The 16,236-nt window shown below is 70.4% G+C and carries 15 protein-coding genes and 1 pseudogene; 8 read left to right on the forward strand and 8 right to left on the reverse strand.

Annotated features, from left to right (window positions below; translation table 11 throughout):
• Window positions 1–1,191: streptophobe family protein (locus N4P33_RS21775; RefSeq protein ID WP_399029899.1), on the reverse strand; the 1,191-nt coding region annotated here is incomplete at its 3' end.
• Between the two features lie 199 nt (window positions 1,192–1,390).
• Here N4P33_RS21775 and N4P33_RS21780 point away from each other — a divergent pair.
• Window positions 1,391–3,961: an FHA domain-containing protein gene (locus tag N4P33_RS21780; RefSeq protein WP_260828341.1), complete on the forward strand. Its 2,571-nt coding sequence runs from the start codon at window positions 1,391–1,393 to the stop codon at window positions 3,959–3,961.
• 116 nt (window positions 3,962–4,077) lie between these two features.
• Here N4P33_RS21780 and N4P33_RS21785 read toward each other — a convergent pair whose 3' ends face one another.
• From N4P33_RS21785 to N4P33_RS21795, 3 genes and pseudogenes are all read right to left on the reverse strand, one after another.
• Window positions 4,078–4,812 carry a transglycosylase SLT domain-containing protein gene (locus N4P33_RS21785; RefSeq protein WP_260828326.1) on the reverse strand — a complete coding sequence of 245 codons (735 nt, stop codon included), beginning with the start codon at window positions 4,810–4,812 and terminating at the stop codon, window positions 4,078–4,080.
• A gap of 376 nt (window positions 4,813–5,188) precedes the next feature.
• Window positions 5,189–6,229 (reverse strand): annotated as a pseudogene (locus N4P33_RS21790) (S-adenosylmethionine:tRNA ribosyltransferase-isomerase); the annotation flags it as partial.
• Window positions 6,226–6,924 carry an SDR family oxidoreductase gene (locus N4P33_RS21795; protein WP_260828328.1) on the reverse strand — a complete coding sequence of 233 codons (699 nt, stop codon included), beginning with the start codon at window positions 6,922–6,924 and terminating at the stop codon, window positions 6,226–6,228. The pseudogene N4P33_RS21790 and the gene N4P33_RS21795, both read right to left, overlap by 4 nt.
• Before the next feature lie 214 nt (window positions 6,925–7,138).
• On the opposite strand from N4P33_RS21795, the gene N4P33_RS21800 reads away from it, so the two are divergent.
• From N4P33_RS21800 to N4P33_RS21810, 3 genes are all read left to right on the forward strand, one after another.
• Window positions 7,139–8,284 carry a GAF domain-containing sensor histidine kinase gene (locus N4P33_RS21800; protein WP_260828329.1) on the forward strand — a complete coding sequence of 382 codons (1,146 nt, stop codon included), beginning with the start codon at window positions 7,139–7,141 and terminating at the stop codon, window positions 8,282–8,284.
• Window positions 8,277–8,918: a response regulator transcription factor gene (locus tag N4P33_RS21805; protein ID WP_260828330.1), complete on the forward strand. Its 642-nt coding sequence runs from the start codon at window positions 8,277–8,279 to the stop codon at window positions 8,916–8,918. Before N4P33_RS21800 ends, N4P33_RS21805 begins: the two co-directional genes overlap by 8 nt.
• A 158-nt stretch (window positions 8,919–9,076) precedes the next feature.
• Window positions 9,077–9,322: a chaplin gene (locus tag N4P33_RS21810; RefSeq protein ID WP_260828331.1), complete on the forward strand. Its 246-nt coding sequence runs from the start codon at window positions 9,077–9,079 to the stop codon at window positions 9,320–9,322.
• A 209-nt stretch (window positions 9,323–9,531) separates the two neighbouring features.
• Here N4P33_RS21810 and N4P33_RS21815 read toward each other — a convergent pair whose 3' ends face one another.
• Window positions 9,532–10,320, reverse strand: coding sequence for a hypothetical protein (locus N4P33_RS21815; RefSeq protein WP_260828332.1), 789 nt, complete (start codon window positions 10,318–10,320; stop codon window positions 9,532–9,534).
• A gap of 161 nt (window positions 10,321–10,481) precedes the next feature.
• On the opposite strand from N4P33_RS21815, the gene N4P33_RS21820 reads away from it, so the two are divergent.
• The 3 genes from N4P33_RS21820 to N4P33_RS21830 all read left to right on the forward strand — a co-directional run bounded on the left by N4P33_RS21820 (window position 10,482) and on the right by N4P33_RS21830 (window position 12,906).
• Complete coding sequence (locus N4P33_RS21820) at window positions 10,482–11,273, forward strand: ABC transporter ATP-binding protein (RefSeq protein ID WP_260828333.1); 792 nt, start codon at window positions 10,482–10,484, stop codon at window positions 11,271–11,273.
• 96 nt (window positions 11,274–11,369) lie between these two features.
• Complete coding sequence (locus N4P33_RS21825) at window positions 11,370–11,801, forward strand: NfeD family protein (RefSeq protein ID WP_260828334.1); 432 nt, start codon at window positions 11,370–11,372, stop codon at window positions 11,799–11,801.
• 148 nt (window positions 11,802–11,949) lie between these two features.
• Entirely contained in the window at window positions 11,950–12,906 is a 957-nt protein-coding gene (locus tag N4P33_RS21830) for an SPFH domain-containing protein (RefSeq protein WP_260828335.1), read from the forward strand.
• Window positions 12,907–13,019: 113 nt separating this feature from the next.
• On the opposite strand, the gene N4P33_RS21835 is transcribed toward N4P33_RS21830, so the two are convergent.
• From N4P33_RS21835 to N4P33_RS21845, 3 genes are all read right to left on the reverse strand, one after another.
• Window positions 13,020–13,526, reverse strand: a complete 507-nt coding sequence (locus N4P33_RS21835; protein ID WP_260828336.1) for an HNH endonuclease — start codon at window positions 13,524–13,526, stop codon at window positions 13,020–13,022.
• 165 nt (window positions 13,527–13,691) lie between these two features.
• Window positions 13,692–14,231, reverse strand: coding sequence for a YbhB/YbcL family Raf kinase inhibitor-like protein (locus tag N4P33_RS21840; protein WP_260828337.1), 540 nt, complete (start codon window positions 14,229–14,231; stop codon window positions 13,692–13,694).
• A gap of 40 nt (window positions 14,232–14,271) precedes the next feature.
• The gene (locus tag N4P33_RS21845) at window positions 14,272–15,054 is read right to left on the reverse strand and encodes a sporulation protein (protein ID WP_260828338.1); all 783 of its coding nucleotides are present in this window, start codon (window positions 15,052–15,054) and stop codon (window positions 14,272–14,274) included.
• A 140-nt stretch (window positions 15,055–15,194) separates the two neighbouring features.
• On the opposite strand from N4P33_RS21845, the gene N4P33_RS21850 reads away from it, so the two are divergent.
• On the forward strand, window positions 15,195–15,845 hold the full coding sequence (locus tag N4P33_RS21850; protein WP_260828339.1) for a DNA-3-methyladenine glycosylase: 651 nt from the start codon (window positions 15,195–15,197) through the stop codon (window positions 15,843–15,845).
• Window positions 15,846–16,236: the final 391 nt, after the last annotated feature.

The raw sequence follows: 16,236 nt of genomic DNA on the forward strand, positions 1-16,236 counted from the left end.
ACCCCCCACCGGCGTCCGCACCCCCGTCAGTACGCCCGCCAGCAGCATCATCACCCCGGCCGCCACCCCCAGCAGCCACACCCTGCTGTCCAGCTCGGCCAGTCGTGCCAGGGTGATCGGCTGGTCGGAGTCGATGCGGAGGAGATCGTCCAGCGGGGACGGCAGGACGCCGAGGAGGGCGCCCGAAGCGCTGCCCTCCCACGGCACGAACAGGCCCAGCGGCAGGCCGAGCCACACCCCGTTCGGCGCCCCCAGCAGCGCCGCGCCGGCGATCCGCCGGGGATGGTCGTCGCCGATCGCCGCGTACCCGGCCGCAGCGCAGCCCGCGACCACCGCCACCAGCAGCACGGTGACGAGGGCGGACACCGCGGGACGTACGACCCGGTGCACGGCGTCCCAGCCGCGCGGCAGCGGCGTACGGCGGGACGCCAGCAGCGCGACGAGCAGGACCCCGACAGACCAGCCGAGCCCGCCCAGCAGCGTCGGCACCGCGTCCACGGTGAATCCGACCGCCGCCTCGGCCTCGACGAGGTCACCCACCCGGTCCGGCAGCAGCCCCCCGATGTCACCGACATCCCCCAGCCCGGGTATCTCGAGCCCGCCACCACCGCCGCCTCCGTCCGGCAGCTCGTCCAGCCCCAGCGCACCCCCGTCGAGCGTGACCGCGTCGTGCCCCGCCCACACCAGCCCGCCCGCCATCGCCACGAACAACGCGACCACCGCCCCCGCACGCGCGAGCAGTTCGGCCGGGGACACCACAACTCCCGCCGCCCGCAAGGACCTCAGGAAGAAGTACGACAGCAGCAGCGCCCCCACGAGACTCACACCCAGTGGCGTGATGTCGACGGCCGTGTCCGCCTCCGCCCCCGACAGCCCGAAGGCCGACACATCGCCGGACGGCGTGACCGAGCCCCCGACCGCCAGGGCCACCACCGCCGCGGTCATCGTCCCGAGCGAACCCGCCGAGTCCGCGCCCAGCAGATGCAGCCCGAGAGCCGCCGTCCCCGCCATGCCGATGAGCGCCCAGCTCACCGCGGCCACCGCGGACATCACGACATCGACCCACGGCACCCGCGCGCCGTACGCGCCGAACTCCGCGCCTCCTGAACCGGCGCTCCCTGCGCTCCCCGCACCCGTGGCAGCACTCATGGCAGACCCCCCGATCCGCGGCGCGGCACGGTCGCCGCGCATGTCCCCCTCGCGTGGTTTACCACTCTCCGGCCCGGTTTCCACCCCGTCAACGACAAACGGTGGAGGCGTTGGAGCACGCTCTTCACAAGGCCCGACTTTCGGTCAGGGGGCCGAGCCTGAAATAGTTCCCCCCGATGTTCGACATCCCTAGACTCCCTGCGATGGGGGAAACTCGGGGGACAACTCAGTGGGGCATGGAGTGCCGGAACTCGTACTGGAATCGAATGGACGTACCTGGACGCTCGATCCGTCCAGGTCATACACCCTTGGACGCGATCCGCAGGGGGACGTCGTGGTGGACGATGCCAGGGTTTCCTGGCGTCACGCCACCGTCAGCTTCAACGGCCGCAGTTGGGTGATCGAGGACCACGGCAGCACCAACGGCACGTTCGTGCAGGGCCAGCGGATCCACCACCTGGAGCTCAGCTCCGACACGTCGCTGAACCTGGGCAACGCGAACGACGGCCCGCGCGTGACGCTGTCCGGGCTCGCCGCCCCGGTCGGCACGCCGGGGGCCCAGCAGCAGCCGTACGCGGCACAGAGCGCGGGCTGGGCGGCTCAACAGGCCCCGGCCCCGCAGCAGCAGTCCCCGGCCCCGCAGCACGCCCCGCACCAGCAGCCGCCCGCCCAGCAGGCCGGCTGGCAGCAGCAGGCGCAGCAGCACGCGCAGCAGCCGCAGCCGCCCGCCCCGCAGATCCCGCAGCAGCAGGGCCCCGGTGGTGGCGCGGGGGCGCCGCCGGTCTACGGCGACCGCAGCCCGACGACGTTCCACCAGTTCTCCCTCGGCCGCGTCATGCGCATCGGCCGTGCCCTGGAGAACGACCTGGTCGTCTCCGACCTCCAGGTCTCCCGCAACCACGCCGAGTTCCACTCGACGCCCGACGGTCGCATGGAGATCCGCGACCTGGGCTCGCACAACGGCACCTACGTCAACGGCCAGCCGATCCCCAAGGGCGGCTCCCAGCTGCTCGGCCCCACCGACATCGTGGGCGTCGGCCACTCGACGTTCCGCATCGTCGGCGACCGGCTCGAGGAGTTCGTCGACACCGGTGAGGTGTCCTTCTCCGCCCGCCACCTGACCGTCACGGTCGACGGCGGCAAGCAGATCCTCAAGGACGTCTCCTTCGGCGTCCCGGAGAAGTCGCTGATCGCGGTCATCGGCCCGTCCGGCTCCGGCAAGTCCACCCTGCTCAAGGCGCTCACCGGCTACCGGCCCGCCAACCAGGGCGAGGTGCTCTACGACAACCGGAACCTCTACAAGCAGTTCGCCGAGCTGCGCCAGCGCATCGGTCTGGTCCCGCAGGACGACATCCTGCACAAGGAGCTGACCGTCAAGAAGGCCCTCAAGTACGCGGCCAAGCTGCGCTTCCCCGCCGACACCACGGCCGCCGAGCGCGACGCCCGCATCGACGAGGTGCTGCGTGAGCTGAAGCTCGACATCCACAAGGACAAGAAGGTCACCTCCCTGTCCGGCGGCCAGCGCAAGCGCGTGTCCGTCGCCCTGGAGCTGCTGACCAAGCCGTCGCTGATCTTCCTCGACGAGCCGACCTCGGGTCTCGACCCGGGCATGGACCGCGACGTGATGCAGCTGCTGCGTGGCCTCGCCGACGACGGCCGCACGGTCCTCGTCGTCACCCACTCGGTGGCCGAGCTGGCGCTGTGCGACAAGCTGCTGGTGATGGCGCCCGGCGGCTCCGTCGCCTACTTCGGCCCGCCCGAGGAGGCGCTGAACTTCTTCGGCTACGACACCTGGGCCGACGTCTTCTCCGCCTTCGAGAACTACCGCGACTACGACTGGGCGGGCCGCTGGAAGGGCTCGCAGCACTACCAGATGTACGCCGCGGACATCGACGCCGTCGCCCCGCAGTCCGTACAGGTCCCGGCGATGCAGGCGATGAAGCCGCCGAAGCCGCAGGGCTGGATGTCGCAGTTCGGCACACTGGTGCGCCGCTACATCTCGGTGATCGCCTCCGACAAGGGCTTCCTCGCCCTGATGGTGATCCTGCCGGCCGTCCTCGGCGCGGTCAGCCTGCTCATCGACGCGGACAAGGGCCTGCTGCCCAACCCGCCGAACCCGCAGACCGGCCGGATCATCCCGAACGGCACGGCGACCACGGTGCTGCTGATCCTCGCGGTCGGCGCCTGTTTCGCCGGAGCCGCGAACTCCGTGCGTGAGCTGATCAAGGAACGCGTCATCTACGAGCGGGAGCGCGCCACCGGCCTGTCCCGCTCGGCGTACCTGATGTCGAAGGTGTTCGTGCTCGGCATGATCACCGTGCTGCAGGGCCTGCTGGTCGGCGTGATCGGCTTCTCCAGCCGGGAGATCCCCGAGGAGGGCCTGATCCTCGGCAGCGCCACCCTGGTCGAGCTCTCGCTGCCGATCATGGCGCTGGGCTTCACGTCGATGATGTTCGGCCTGATCATCTCGTCGCTGGTGAAGACCGCCGAGAAGACCATGCCGCTGCTGGTGATGTTCGCGATCATCCAGGTCGTCTTCACCGGCTGCCTGTTCGCGCTGCACGGCTCGATCGGCGTCAACCAGTTCTCGTTCCTGATGCCCTCGCGCTGGGCGGTCGCCGCCGCCGGTGCCACGCTGGACTTCAACAAGATCAGCCCGCCGGAGACGGCCGGGGACACCGACCCGCTGTGGGAGCACACGGTCGGGGCCTGGGCCATGGACATGGGCGCGCTCATCGCCATCGGCGTGGTCTGCGGCTTCTTCGTGGCCCGCTTCCTGCGCCGCCACGAGCCCGAGGTCATGCGCAAGTAGTCCGCGCCGCGGAAACCGGCTCGATACGCCCCGAAGGGCGGCACCTCGTCAGGAGGGTGCCGCCCTTCGGCGTATCAGGGGGTCGCGTCGATCGCGAGAAGAGGTCCGCGCCGACCTCAGTACGCGCTGTCGACGTTGTCCATGGTGCCGTAACGGTCCGCCGCGTAGTTGCAGGCGGCGGTGATGTTGGCGACCGGGTCGTAGATGTTCCAGGAGGTGCCGGGCACGTGGTACGCCTTGAAGGTCGGCGGGATCACCTGCAGCAGGCCCTTGGACGGGATGCCGTTCTGGGCGTTGATGTCCCAGAGGTTGATCGCCTTCGGGTTGCCCGAGGACTCGCGCATGATGTTGCGGTGGATGCCCTCGTAGGAGCCCGGGATGCCGTGCTTCTTCATGATCGACAGGGACTCGCGGATCCAGCCGTCCAGGGTGTTCGGGTAGGACTTGGGAGCCGCCTGCTTCACCTCGGCGCGCTCGGCGGCGCGGCTCGCGGCCTCCTTGGCCTGGCGGGCCTGCTCGGCCTTCTTGGCGGCGGCGGCCTTCTTGGCGGCGACCGCGGCCTTGGCCTTCGCCTCGGCCTGCTTCTTCGCCGCGATCTGCTCGGCCTTCACGGTGGCGCCGGCCAGCTGGTCGGTGACGGTGCCCTTGACGTCCTTGATCTGCTCGGTGCTGTAGGCCACCTTCGCGGTCGGGACGGTGGCGGCCTCGCTCGTGGTGTTCGTCGACGCCGTGCTCGGCACCGCCGAGAAACCGATGGCGGCGGCACCGAGGGCGGCGACACCGGCAGCGGCGATCTTGTGGTGACGGGTCAGGGCACGACTATGGCCACGGGTGAGGATGTTCTTCGACATGCTGAATGGACCTCTTCGAATAGCGCGGAGGTCGCTCGGCGTCCGGTGGGGACAGTGGTGCTTCCGGCACAAACGCCGTGGGCGGAACCCACGGCGCTGAGCGACGGCAGCCATTCTTAGCGGCCGCAAAATTGCCTGGCAAAGGTGTGACGTACGAAGCCGGGTAGTGGATCAGGGAGGGGCAAAACGGGGCAGATTGGACAGTACGGCCCGCTCACACGGGCGGTATGTATCTCCTACTCCCCTTCGTACGTGATGTGCGCCCTATGCCCGGCCTCACATCGGCCCCCCTCCGGTCTCACGCGCAGTTGCGAGAGCAATGCTCTGTGTGAGGAGCCTGTGCAGGGCCTGTACCGGGGCTGTACGGGCCCGCTCACGGCAGCAGAAGGTGCAGGTCCCCGAACTCGTGCCACAGGTAGCGCCCGCGCACCGCCTCCGCGTAACCGCGGTCCAGCGCCTCCCGCCCGGCGACCGCCTCCAGCATCAGCAGATGCGAGGCCTCCGGCTCGTGCAGACCGGTCAGCAGCCCGTCCACCACCCGCACTCCCCGCTCAGGGGTCACCACGAGGTCCGTCCACCCCGCGCGGGCCCGCACCACCCCGTCGGGCCCCGCCGCCGACTCCACCGCCCGCACGGCGGTCGTCCCCACGGCGATCACCCGCCCGTCGCCCGCCTTGACGGCGTTGACGACCCGCGCCGACGCCTCCGGCACCACGAACCGCTCCGGATACGGCGGCTCGTGCGCCTCCGCCGACGCCACCCCCGTATGCAGCGTCACCGGCGCGAACTGCACCCCCCGGCTCACCAGCTCCGCCACCAACCGCGCGGTGAACGGGCGCCCCGCACTCGGCATCTCCGCACTGCCCGCCCCGTCCGGCGACGGCAGCGCGAACACCGTCTGGTACGCCGACAGCGGCTGGTCCCGCTCCGTGTACGCGTACCGGATGGGCCGCCCGTACCGGCGCAGCAACTCGAGCACCTCCGCGCCCGAGACCCGCGCCCACCACAGACGCTCCCCGCCCGCAGCGACCGGCTCCTCCAGAACCAGGCGCACGCCGCCGGGCAGCGATACCTCTGTCTCCGCGCGTACGCCCGCACGCGCGCGCGTGGTGCCGCGCCCGTCCGGATCCCGCAGCTCGACCGCCCACCGCCCGTCGTCACCCCGCGTGGAGAAATGCACCACCACGCGCGCGTGCCCCACCCGGCCGTCGACGGCCGCCGCCAGCGTGGGCGAGGTGTTCACCACCAGCACGTCCCCGGCCCGCAGCAGCCCCGGCAGCTCCCGGAAGGCGTGATGCGACACCGCCGTCCCCCGCGACACCAGCAGCCGCACGGAATCCCGCTCCAGGCCGGGCCCCCGCCGCTCCACCGGCACCCGCGCCGACAAGCCCTCCGGTACCTTCACCGCCGACCTCATGCCCGCCCCTCCAGCAGCGCCGGGGCCCCGTAGCGCCCGCTCGCCGGCCGCTCGTCCAGCAGCCGCAGAAACGCCGGCACCACGGTGGCCGGCTCCGGCCGCGGATCGTCGTCGTCCGGTACGGCCGCCGCGTACAGGTCCGTGGCCATGTCACCCGGGTCCACCGCCCACACCCGAAGCCCCGGCTCCTCCACCGCCAGCACCGCCGCCAGCTGGTCGAGGGCCGCCTTGGACGCCCCGTAGCCGCCCCACGTCTCGTACGCCTCGGCCCCCGCGTCCGAGCTCACCGTGATCACCGTCCCCGCCCCGGACGCCCTCAGCAGCGGCAGCGCCTCCTGCACCAGCCCCAGCGCCGCCACCACGTTCACCTCCAGCGCCCGCCGCAGCCCGGCCGGCTCCAGCTTCTCCAGCCGTACCAGTGGCTCGGCCCCGAGCGCGCTCGCGTTGTGCACCAGCAGATCGACCCCGCCGTACCGCCAGGCCGACGCCACCAGCTCCGAGCGATGCCCCGCGTCCGTGACATCACCGGGCAGCGCCGTCACGCGCGTGCCGTGCGCCGACACCAGCCCCGCCGCCTCCGCCAGCGGCACCGGATCCCGCGCGTCCAGCACCAGATCCCAGCCCCGCTCCGCCAGCGCCCCGGCGAGCGCGAACCCCAGACCCTTCGAAGCCCCCGTGATGATCGCTACCGGCATGACCTGCCCCCTTGTCGTGAACGCCACCGGATTCGACGTGCCCTCAACCTAGGGAGCCGCCCCCGGCACCCGCCTCGGACGCGAGCCGCAACCACCCGGGTCCCTTGGCCCTACGCCCCCCGGCCCCGGAACCAGAGACCTAGGACCGGAGACGCATGTCAGGGCCCTCGCCCGCCCGATCCGCGCTGTCAGGGCCCGCCGGTACGGTGAGGTCATGAGCCACGGCCCCCGGTCCGGCCTCGCCGCGGTGAGCTCCGCGTTGCTGGCCATGAGCAGGCACCTCGAGGTGCGCGACGTCCTCAAGACGATCGTCGCCTCGGCCCGCGAACTGCTCGACGCGCAGTACGCCGCCCTCGGCGTCCCCGACGACCACGGCGGCTTCGCCCAGTTCGTGGTCGACGGCGTCAGCGACGAACAGTGGAAGGCCATCGGCCCGCTCCCGCGCCAGCACGGCATCCTCGCCGCGATGCTCACCGAGGCCCGGCCCCAGCGCCTCGCCGACGTCCGCAGGGACCCCCGCTTCGAGGGCTGGCCCAGCGCCCACCCCGACCTCGTCGACTTCCTGGGCCTGCCCGTCCGCGACGGCGACGAGGTCATAGGGGCCCTGTTCCTCGCGAACAAGAACTGTTCCAAGCCGGAAGGCACCTGCGGCTTCACCCAGGACGACGAGGAACTCCTCGCCATCCTCGCCCAGCACGCCGCGATCGCCCTCACCAACGCCCGGCTCTACGAACGCAGCCGCGAACTGACCATCGTCGAGGAACGCTCCCGCCTCGCCCACGAACTTCACGACGCCGTCAGCCAGAAACTCTTCTCCCTGCGCCTCACCGCCCAGGCCGCCGCCCGCCTCGTCGACCGCGACCCGGGCCGCGCCAAGGGCGAACTCCAGCAGGTCGCCGCCCTCGCCGCCGAGGCCGCCGACGAGCTGCGCGCCGCCGTCGTCGAACTCCGCCCCGCCGCCCTTGACGAGGACGGCCTCGTCGCCACCCTCCGCACCCAGATCCAGGTCCTCGACCGCGCCCACACCGCACGCGTCACCTTCGAGGGCCACGGCGTACGCGCCCTGCCCGCCGCCCAGGAGGAGGCGGTGCTCCGCGTCGCCCAGGAGGCGCTGCACAACGCCCTGCGCCACTCGGGCGCGGACCACGTCGACGTCACCCTGGACCGCCGCGGCACCGGAGCCGTCCTGCGCGTCACCGACGACGGCAGCGGCTTCGACCCGCGCACGGTCCGCCGCGCGGGACGCCACCTGGGCCTGGTCTCCATGCGGGACCGGGCGAGCGGCGTCGGCGGCACCCTGACCGTGGAATCGGCGCCCGGCAAGGGCACCACGATCGAGATGGAGGTCCCCGGTGGCTGACGCAATCAAGGTGCTGCTGGTCGACGATCACCAGGTGGTACGCCGGGGCCTGCGCACCTTCCTCGAGGTGCAGGACGACATCGAGGTCGTCGGCGAGGCCGCGGACGGCGCCGAGGGAGTCGCCCTCGCCCAGGAGCTGGGCCCCGACGTCATCCTCATGGACGTCAAGATGCCGGGCATGGACGGCGTGGACGCGCTGCGCCGGCTCGGCGAACTGGGCCACCCCGCGCGCGTGCTGATCGTCACCAGCTTCACCGAGCAGCGCACGGTCGTCCCCGCCCTGCGCGCGGGCGCCGCCGGGTACGTCTACAAGGACGTCGACCCCGACGCGCTGGCCGGCGCCATCCGCTCCGTGCACGCGGGCCACGTCCTGCTCCAGGCCGAGGTCGCCGGCGCCCTGCTGGCCCAGGAGGAGAGCACGCCGGGACAGGGCCGCGCCGGTTCCCTCACCGAACGGGAACGCGAGGTGCTCGGCCTGATAGCGGACGGCCGCTCCAACCGGGAGATCGCCCGCGCCCTGGTGCTCTCCGAGAAGACCGTGAAGACCCACGTCTCGAACATCCTGATGAAACTCGACCTGGCGGACCGCACCCAGGCCGCGCTGTGGGCCGTACGCCACGGCCTGAGCGGCTGATCCCCGACGCCCCGGGCCGGACGGAAGGTTCCCCTCCGGTCGGAGATTCATACCGTCGTGGGAATGTCCCCCGAATGGCGCACCCTTCTCGCACCCCGAGCCGTTTCCAGTGCAGACCGCGGCGCCTCGCCGCGGTCATCGCAAGGAGGGCTTGGAAAGTGAAGAACCTGAAGAAGGCAGCGGCCGTGACGATGGTGGCCGGCGGCCTGCTCGCCGCCGGTACGGGCATGGCCTCGGCGACCGACGGCTCCCACGCCGACGGCAAGGCCGTGGGCTCCCCGGGCGTCGTCTCGGGCAACGTCATCCAGGTCCCGGTCGACGTCCCGGTCAACGTCTCCGGCAACAGCGTCAACGTCATCGGCCTCCTCAACCCGGCCTTCGGCAACGTCGCCATCAACGACTGACGCAGCCCACTGAACCGGCCTCCCTGCCCCACACAGGGGGGCCGTTCACCGTGCCTACTCAGCAGCGGGCCGGCGGCCGCATACCTGCGCAGCTGCGGGCAGTCGTGCCGCTGGGGCGGCACGGGTGGGCGCAGCGGCGCCCCGCCAGCGCGGGCAAGCGACACCCACCCCCGCCCAGCCTCAACCCCGGCCCACAGCCGAACCCACGCTCACCGCACCCCCCGCTCCCGCTCCTCCACAACGGAGTTGTACGCAGCGACCTGCGCCCGCCGAGCCGTCCGCTCCACCGGCCGCAACGCCTCGGCCCGCGCCACCATCTCCGACGCACTCACCGCACCCCCCTGACCGTTCACCCTCGCCAGCGAGATCAACACCCCCACCCGCTGCGCCAGCCCCAGCACCCGAGCCGCCCGCGGCGGATACCCCGGCGCCAGCACCTCACCCCCCTGCTCGGCCCGCCCCCGATACGCATCGATCGCCGCCTCGGCCACCGGCCCCGACGCCGCCACATCCAGCCGCGTCAGCACCTCCGTCGCCTCCCTGAGCGCCTCCGCCAGCTCCCGCTCCGCCTCACCCAGCGACGGCACGTCCGCGGGCGGCGCCTCCCGCACCGGCAGACAGTGCCACACCACCTCGACATGCACATCACCCTCGGGCCCGGCCTCGTACACCTCCGGCACCAGCCCGAAAGCGGCCCCGTGACAGACCACCGCCTCCTCGGCCTGCAGCGCCCGCGCATTGAACTCCGGTGGCCCGCTCAGCCCCAGCGGATGCCCCGGCGCCGGCAACGCCACCCGCAGCCCGCTCACCCCGAGCGCCCGCAGCCGCCCCAGCGCCAGCGTCAGCCCCACCGGAGCGGCCTCACCCGGCAACCCCTCCACCCGGTGCACCGTGTCCTCGCCCACCATGGCGAGCACGGCGTCATCCGGGGAGACAAGTCCGGCAAGAAGGGCATTTCCCCAAGCGGCAAGACGACCAGAGCGCGGTTCGACGAACATGCCCCCACCCTAGACAGGACCAAGGGCAGGACCGATGGAATGTCCCGGACGGCCGGTGGCGTAGATTTCATGAGGGGCTGCGCCCACCGGCGCGGCGGACCGAGCCACAGGCGTACGCGACAGCCGAGACCGGCCACACTGCAAGGGGAGACAACGCGCTCATGAGCGATGTTCTGGAGCTTCAGGACGTATCCGTGGTCCGCGAGGGCCGGGCTCTGGTGGACCAGGTCTCCTGGTCGGTCAAGGAGGGCGAGCGCTGGGTCATCCTCGGCCCCAACGGCGCCGGCAAGACCACCCTCCTCAATGTCGCGTCCAGCTACCTCTTCCCCAGCAAGGGCACCGCCACCATCCTCGGCGACACCCTCGGCAAGGTCGACGTCTTCGAACTGCGCCCGCGCATCGGCATGGCCGGCATCGCCATGGCCGACAAGCTCCCCAAGAGCCAGACCGTCCTGCAGACCGTCCTGACCGCCGCCTACGGCATGACCGCCGGCTGGCACGAGGACTACGAGGACATCGACGAGCAGCGCGCCCGCGCCTTCCTCGACCGCCTCGGCATGAGCGCCTACCTCGACCGCAAGTTCGGCACCCTCTCCGAGGGCGAGCGCAAGCGCACCCTCATCGCCCGCGCCCTGATGACCGACCCGGAGCTGCTCCTCCTCGACGAGCCCGCCGCAGGACTCGACCTCGGCGGCCGCGAGGACCTCGTACGCCGCCTCGGCCGCCTCGCCCGCGACCCGATCGCCCCCTCCATGATCATGGTCACCCACCATGTCGAGGAGATCGCCCCCGGCTTCACCCACGTCCTGATGATCCGCCAGGGCAAGGTCCTCGCCGCAGGACCGCTGGAGCTCGAACTCACCTCCCGCAACCTCTCCCTGTGCTTCGGCCTCCCGCTCGTCGTCGAACAGGTCGGCGACCGCTGGACCGCCCAGGGCCTGCCGATGGCCTGAGTAAGGCTGTCCCTCCCTCAAAACCCAGCACAGCAAGGCACTTCAAAATGATCGGCGCCCTGTCCGCGACAGGGTGCGCGGTCCTACCATGCCCCTGTGGACATCGACGCATGGCTGTGGTGGCTGATCGGCGCGGCAGCGCTCGGCATCGCTCTGGTGATCACCGCGATGCCCGAACTCGGCATGCTCGCGGTGGGCGCCGTCGCCGCCGCGGTCGTCTCCGGCTTCTTCGGCGGCGGAGCCGTCGCCCAGGTCGTGGTCTTCGCCGTGGTCTCGACCGCGCTCATCGCCGTCGTACGGCCCATCGCGAACAGACACCGCGCCCAACGCCCCCAACTCGCCACCGGCGTGGACGCCTTGAAGGGCAAACAGGCCGTCGTCCTGGAGCGTGTCGATGCCTCCGGCGGCCGGATCAAACTCGCCGGTGAGGTCTGGTCGGCCCGCGCCCTCGACACCGCCCGCACCTACGACGTGGGCCAGGAAGTCGACGTCGTGGACATCGAGGGAGCCACAGCGATCGTCATGTGACCTCGCACGACGTAACTGGACGGAACTGCCCCCGAGTCGTACGACGGTCTGTCAGACTCGACCAGCAAGATCTTCAAGACGCGAGATCTTCAAGACACCTGAGATCTGCCGAAGGCGCCGAGGCGAAGAAGGGTACGGGGAACCGACGATGGAACCGATCATCATCGTCCTGATCATCCTGGTGGTGTTGGTCTTCATCGCCCTGATCAAGACGATCCAAGTCATCCCGCAGGCCAGCGCCGCCATCGTCGAGCGCTTCGGCCGCTACACGCGGACACTCAACGCGGGCCTCAACATCGTCGTCCCGTTCATCGACACCATCCGCAACCGCATCGACCTGCGCGAACAGGTCGTCCCGTTCCCGCCGCAGCCGGTGATCACCCAGGACAACCTGGTCGTCAACATCGACACCGTCATCTACTACCAGGTCACCGACGCCCGCGCGGCCACCTACGAGGTCGCCAGCTACATCCAGGCCATCGAGCAGCTGACGGTCACCACCCTGCGGAACATCATCGGCGGCATGGACCTCGAACGCACCCTCACCTCCCGCGAGGAGATCAACGCGGCCCTGCGCGGCGTCCTCGACGAGGCCACCGGCAAGTGGGGCATCCGCGTCAACCGCGTCGAACTCAAGGCGATCGAACCGCCCACCTCCATCCAGGACTCGATGGAGAAGCAGATGCGCGCCGACCGCGACAAGCGCGCCGCGATCCTCCAGGCCGAAGGTGTCCGCCAGTCCGAGATCCTGCGCGCCGAGGGCGAGAAGCAGTCCCAGATCCTGCGCGCGGAAGGTGAGGCCAAGGCAGCCGCCCTGCGTGCCGAGGGCGAGGCCCAGGCGATCCGCACGGTCTTCGAGTCCATCCACGCGGGCGACCCCGACCAGAAGCTCCTCAGCTACCAGTACCTCCAGATGCTCCCGAAGATCGCCGAGGGCGATGCCAACAAGCTCTGGATCGTCCCCAGCGAAATCGGCGACGCCCTCAAGGGCCTCTCCGGCGCCATCGGCAACTTCGGCCCCATGAACGGCGGTTCAGCAGGCAACGCCCCGCAGACGGGCACCGTCCCACCCCAGGAACGGCGAGAGAAGCCGTCCATCGACTGACCTGGTCCGGAAACGAGCGTTCCCCGCACCCCCCTCAGGGGCGCGGGGAACTGCGCGACAAGCCACAACGGACGCGCACCCGGAAAGACCACCCAAACCCCTACGGCGAAGCCCTACGCAGCCTCCCGAGCCAACCAATCCGGCAGCGCAGCAAACTCCTCGGCCCCCAGCGCCAGCAACATCGCATCGGCCGGCGTAGGCTCGAACGGCTCCCGCAGCAACGGCATACCCGCCTGCTCCGGCGTCCGATTCGCCTTCCGATGGTTGTCCTCCGCACACGAGGCCACCGTGTTCAGCCAGGTGTCCTGACCCCCCTGCGACCGCGGCACCACATGGTCCACCGTCGTCGCACGACGGCCGCAGTACGCGCACCGGTGCCGGTCCCGTACCAGAACGCCCCGCCGCGACCACGGCGCTTGTCTTCGGAACGGCACCCTCACGTACCTGCACAGCCTGATCACCCGAGGCGCGGGTATGTCCACCTCGGCACCGCGCATGCGCAGTTCGGGGTGGGCCTGCTCGACAACAGCCTTGTCCTGCAGCACCAGAACGACGGCTCGGTTCATCGTCACCGTCGACAGCGGCTCGAAGCTCGCATTCAGCACCAGCGTGTCACGCATCCAGCCCACCTCCCATGTGCACCGGCCCACCCCCTGGCGGGCTTGGATCAACTCTGGCCGGGCACGCCGGGATGGACAACGCAATAAAAATGCCCGCCCCTGATCAATTCCAAGACCAGAGGCGGGCAAACGTTCCATGAACGCTCGGCTCACTCCACGGCGAACTCAGCCCTCGGCGGGCACCTCGTACTCACCGATCAACTGCGCCCGAGCGAGCGTGTGGAACCGCAGGTTGAAGCCCACGACAGCGGGAGAGGCGTCGGAGTCCGGACCCAGCTTCTCCTGGTCCACGGCGTACACCGTGAACACATACCGGTGCGGCCCGTCCCCGGGCGGCGGCGCGGCGCCGCCGAAGTCCTTGGTGCCGTAGTCGTTGCGCGCGTGGACCGCCCCCTCGGGCAGCCCCTCGAACTTGCCGCCGCCCGCACCCGCGGGCAGCTCCGTCACCGAGGCCGGGATGTCGAACAGCACCCAGTGCCAGAACCCGCTGCCCGTAGGGGCGTCGGGGTCGTAGCAGGTCACGGCGAAGCTCTTGGTCTCGGGCGGGAAGCCCTCCCACCGCAGCTGCGGCGAGGTGTTGCCGGCCGCGTGGACCTGAGCGTCCTTGAGCGTCGCCCCCTCCTGGACGTCCTCGCTCGTCACCGTGAACGACGGCACGGGCGGATGGAAGTCGTGGGGGAGCGGCCGCCGCTTGAGCTCGGTCACCTCGGTACCTCCTGATCGGGTTCCTTCAGTCGCCTCGAGCCTAGAACCAGTTGCGCTTGCTGCCGACCTCCGACAGCCACTGGTTGAGGTACGCCGCCCAGTCGGTCCCCTGGTAGTCGTTCAGCCCCACAGTGAACGACCGGAACGTGTCGCTGCTCTCGCTGAACAGACCCGGCTTCTTGTCCATCTCCAGCACGACGTCCATGGCCTGCGCGTCGGCCACGAAGCTCAGCTCGACCTGGTTCAGCCCCCGGTACTGCTGCGGCGGGAAGAACTCGATCTCCTGGTAGAACGGCAGCTTCTGCCGCGTACCGCGGATGTGCCCGCGCTCCATGTCGGCGTTCTTGAAGCGGAAGCCCAGCTGGATGAACGCGTCCAGGATCGCCTTCTGCGCCGGCAGCGGATGCACGTTGATCGGATCCAGGTCACCGGAGTCCACAGCCCGCGCGATCTCCAGCTCCGTGGTCACCCCGATGTTCATCCCGCGCAGCGGCTGACCGTCGATCATCGTGATCGGTGTCTCCCACGGGATCTCGAGACCGAACGGCACCGCGTGCACGGCACCCGCCTTCAGCTCGAAGGCACCCCCGAGCCGCTGCTTGGTGAACTCGATGTCCTGCTTGTACTCCTGGTCGCCGCTCTCCACCTCGACCTTGGCCTGGAGCCCGACCGACAGCGCCTCGATCTGCTGATCCACGGACCCGCCCTGGATCCGCACCTCACCCTGGACGACACCGCCCGGCACCACGTTGACCTCGTTCAGCACCGTCTCGACCGAGGCCCCGCCGGCACCCAGGCTCGCGAGCAGCTTCTTGAACGCCATGTCTCTCCCTTTGTCGCCCTGCAGCTTCGATCCCTAACAACGCGATCCGGCCGTAGCCGGTTCCGCCCTCCACACCCTGGCAAGCACCGGGCCCGGTGACCACCCCGGGGCAGCAGACCTCTCCAGTACCCTCGGACGGCATGATCGCGACCCCCGACCGTACGCCCCTGCCCAGGAAGTTCTTCGACCGCCCCGTTCTCGAGGTCGCCCCCGACCTCCTCGGCCGGATCCTCGTACGCACCACCCCGGACGGTCCGATCGCCCTCCGCCTCACCGAGGTCGAGGCCTACGACGGCCCGAACGACCCCGGCTCGCACGCCTATCGCGGTCGCACACCCCGCAACAGCGTGATGTTCGGCCCGCCCGGCCATGTGTACGTCTACTTCACCTACGGCATGTGGTTCTGCATGAACCTGGTCTGCGGACCGGAAGGACGAGCGAGCGCCGTCCTGCTGCGCGCCGGCGAGATCATCGAGGGCGCCGAACTGGCCCGGGCCCGTCGACTCTCGGCCCGCAATGACAAGGAACTGGCCAAAGGCCCGGCCCGCCTCGCCACCGCCCTGGGCGTCGGCCGCTCCCTGAACGGCACGGACGCGTGCGCCTCCGGCGACACCCCGCTGCGGGTCCTGTCGGGCACTCCGGTGCCCTCCGACCAGGTATGCAAGGGCCCCCGCACCGGTGTGGCCGGCGACGGCGGCAACGGCGACACCCACCCCTGGCGCTACTGGATCGCCGACGACCCCACCGTGAGCCCCTATCGGGCCCATGTCCCGAGACGCCGCCGAAGTTGACGCGCCTTGGCGGGACGCGTAACGTAGCCCGAGCCGCTGAACCGGGTACGGCGATCGCCTGCAGCCGGAGCGGCCAAACCACTACCTACGTCTTCCCCTCAGCGGGGACGAATTCGGTGTGCCCGCATGCCTGAATTCAGAACCGTTGAAGCCCGATTATGAATCGGGCAGGGAATCGGCTAACGTAGTGAATGTCGAAAGGCCCCGCCGACAGGGAATCAGGCCCGAAAGGATCTGATAGAGTCGGAAACACCGAAGGGAAGCGCCCGGAGGAAAGCCCGAGAGGGTGAGTACGAAGGAAGCGTCCGTTCCTTGAGAACTCAACAGCGTGCCAAAAGTCAACGCCAGATATGTTGATACCCCGACCTGATCGGTTCGATCGGGTTGAGGT

The organism is Streptomyces sp. 15-116A, assembly GCF_025290915.1.
In the GTDB taxonomy this organism is placed as follows: domain Bacteria; phylum Actinomycetota; class Actinomycetes; order Streptomycetales; family Streptomycetaceae; genus Streptomyces.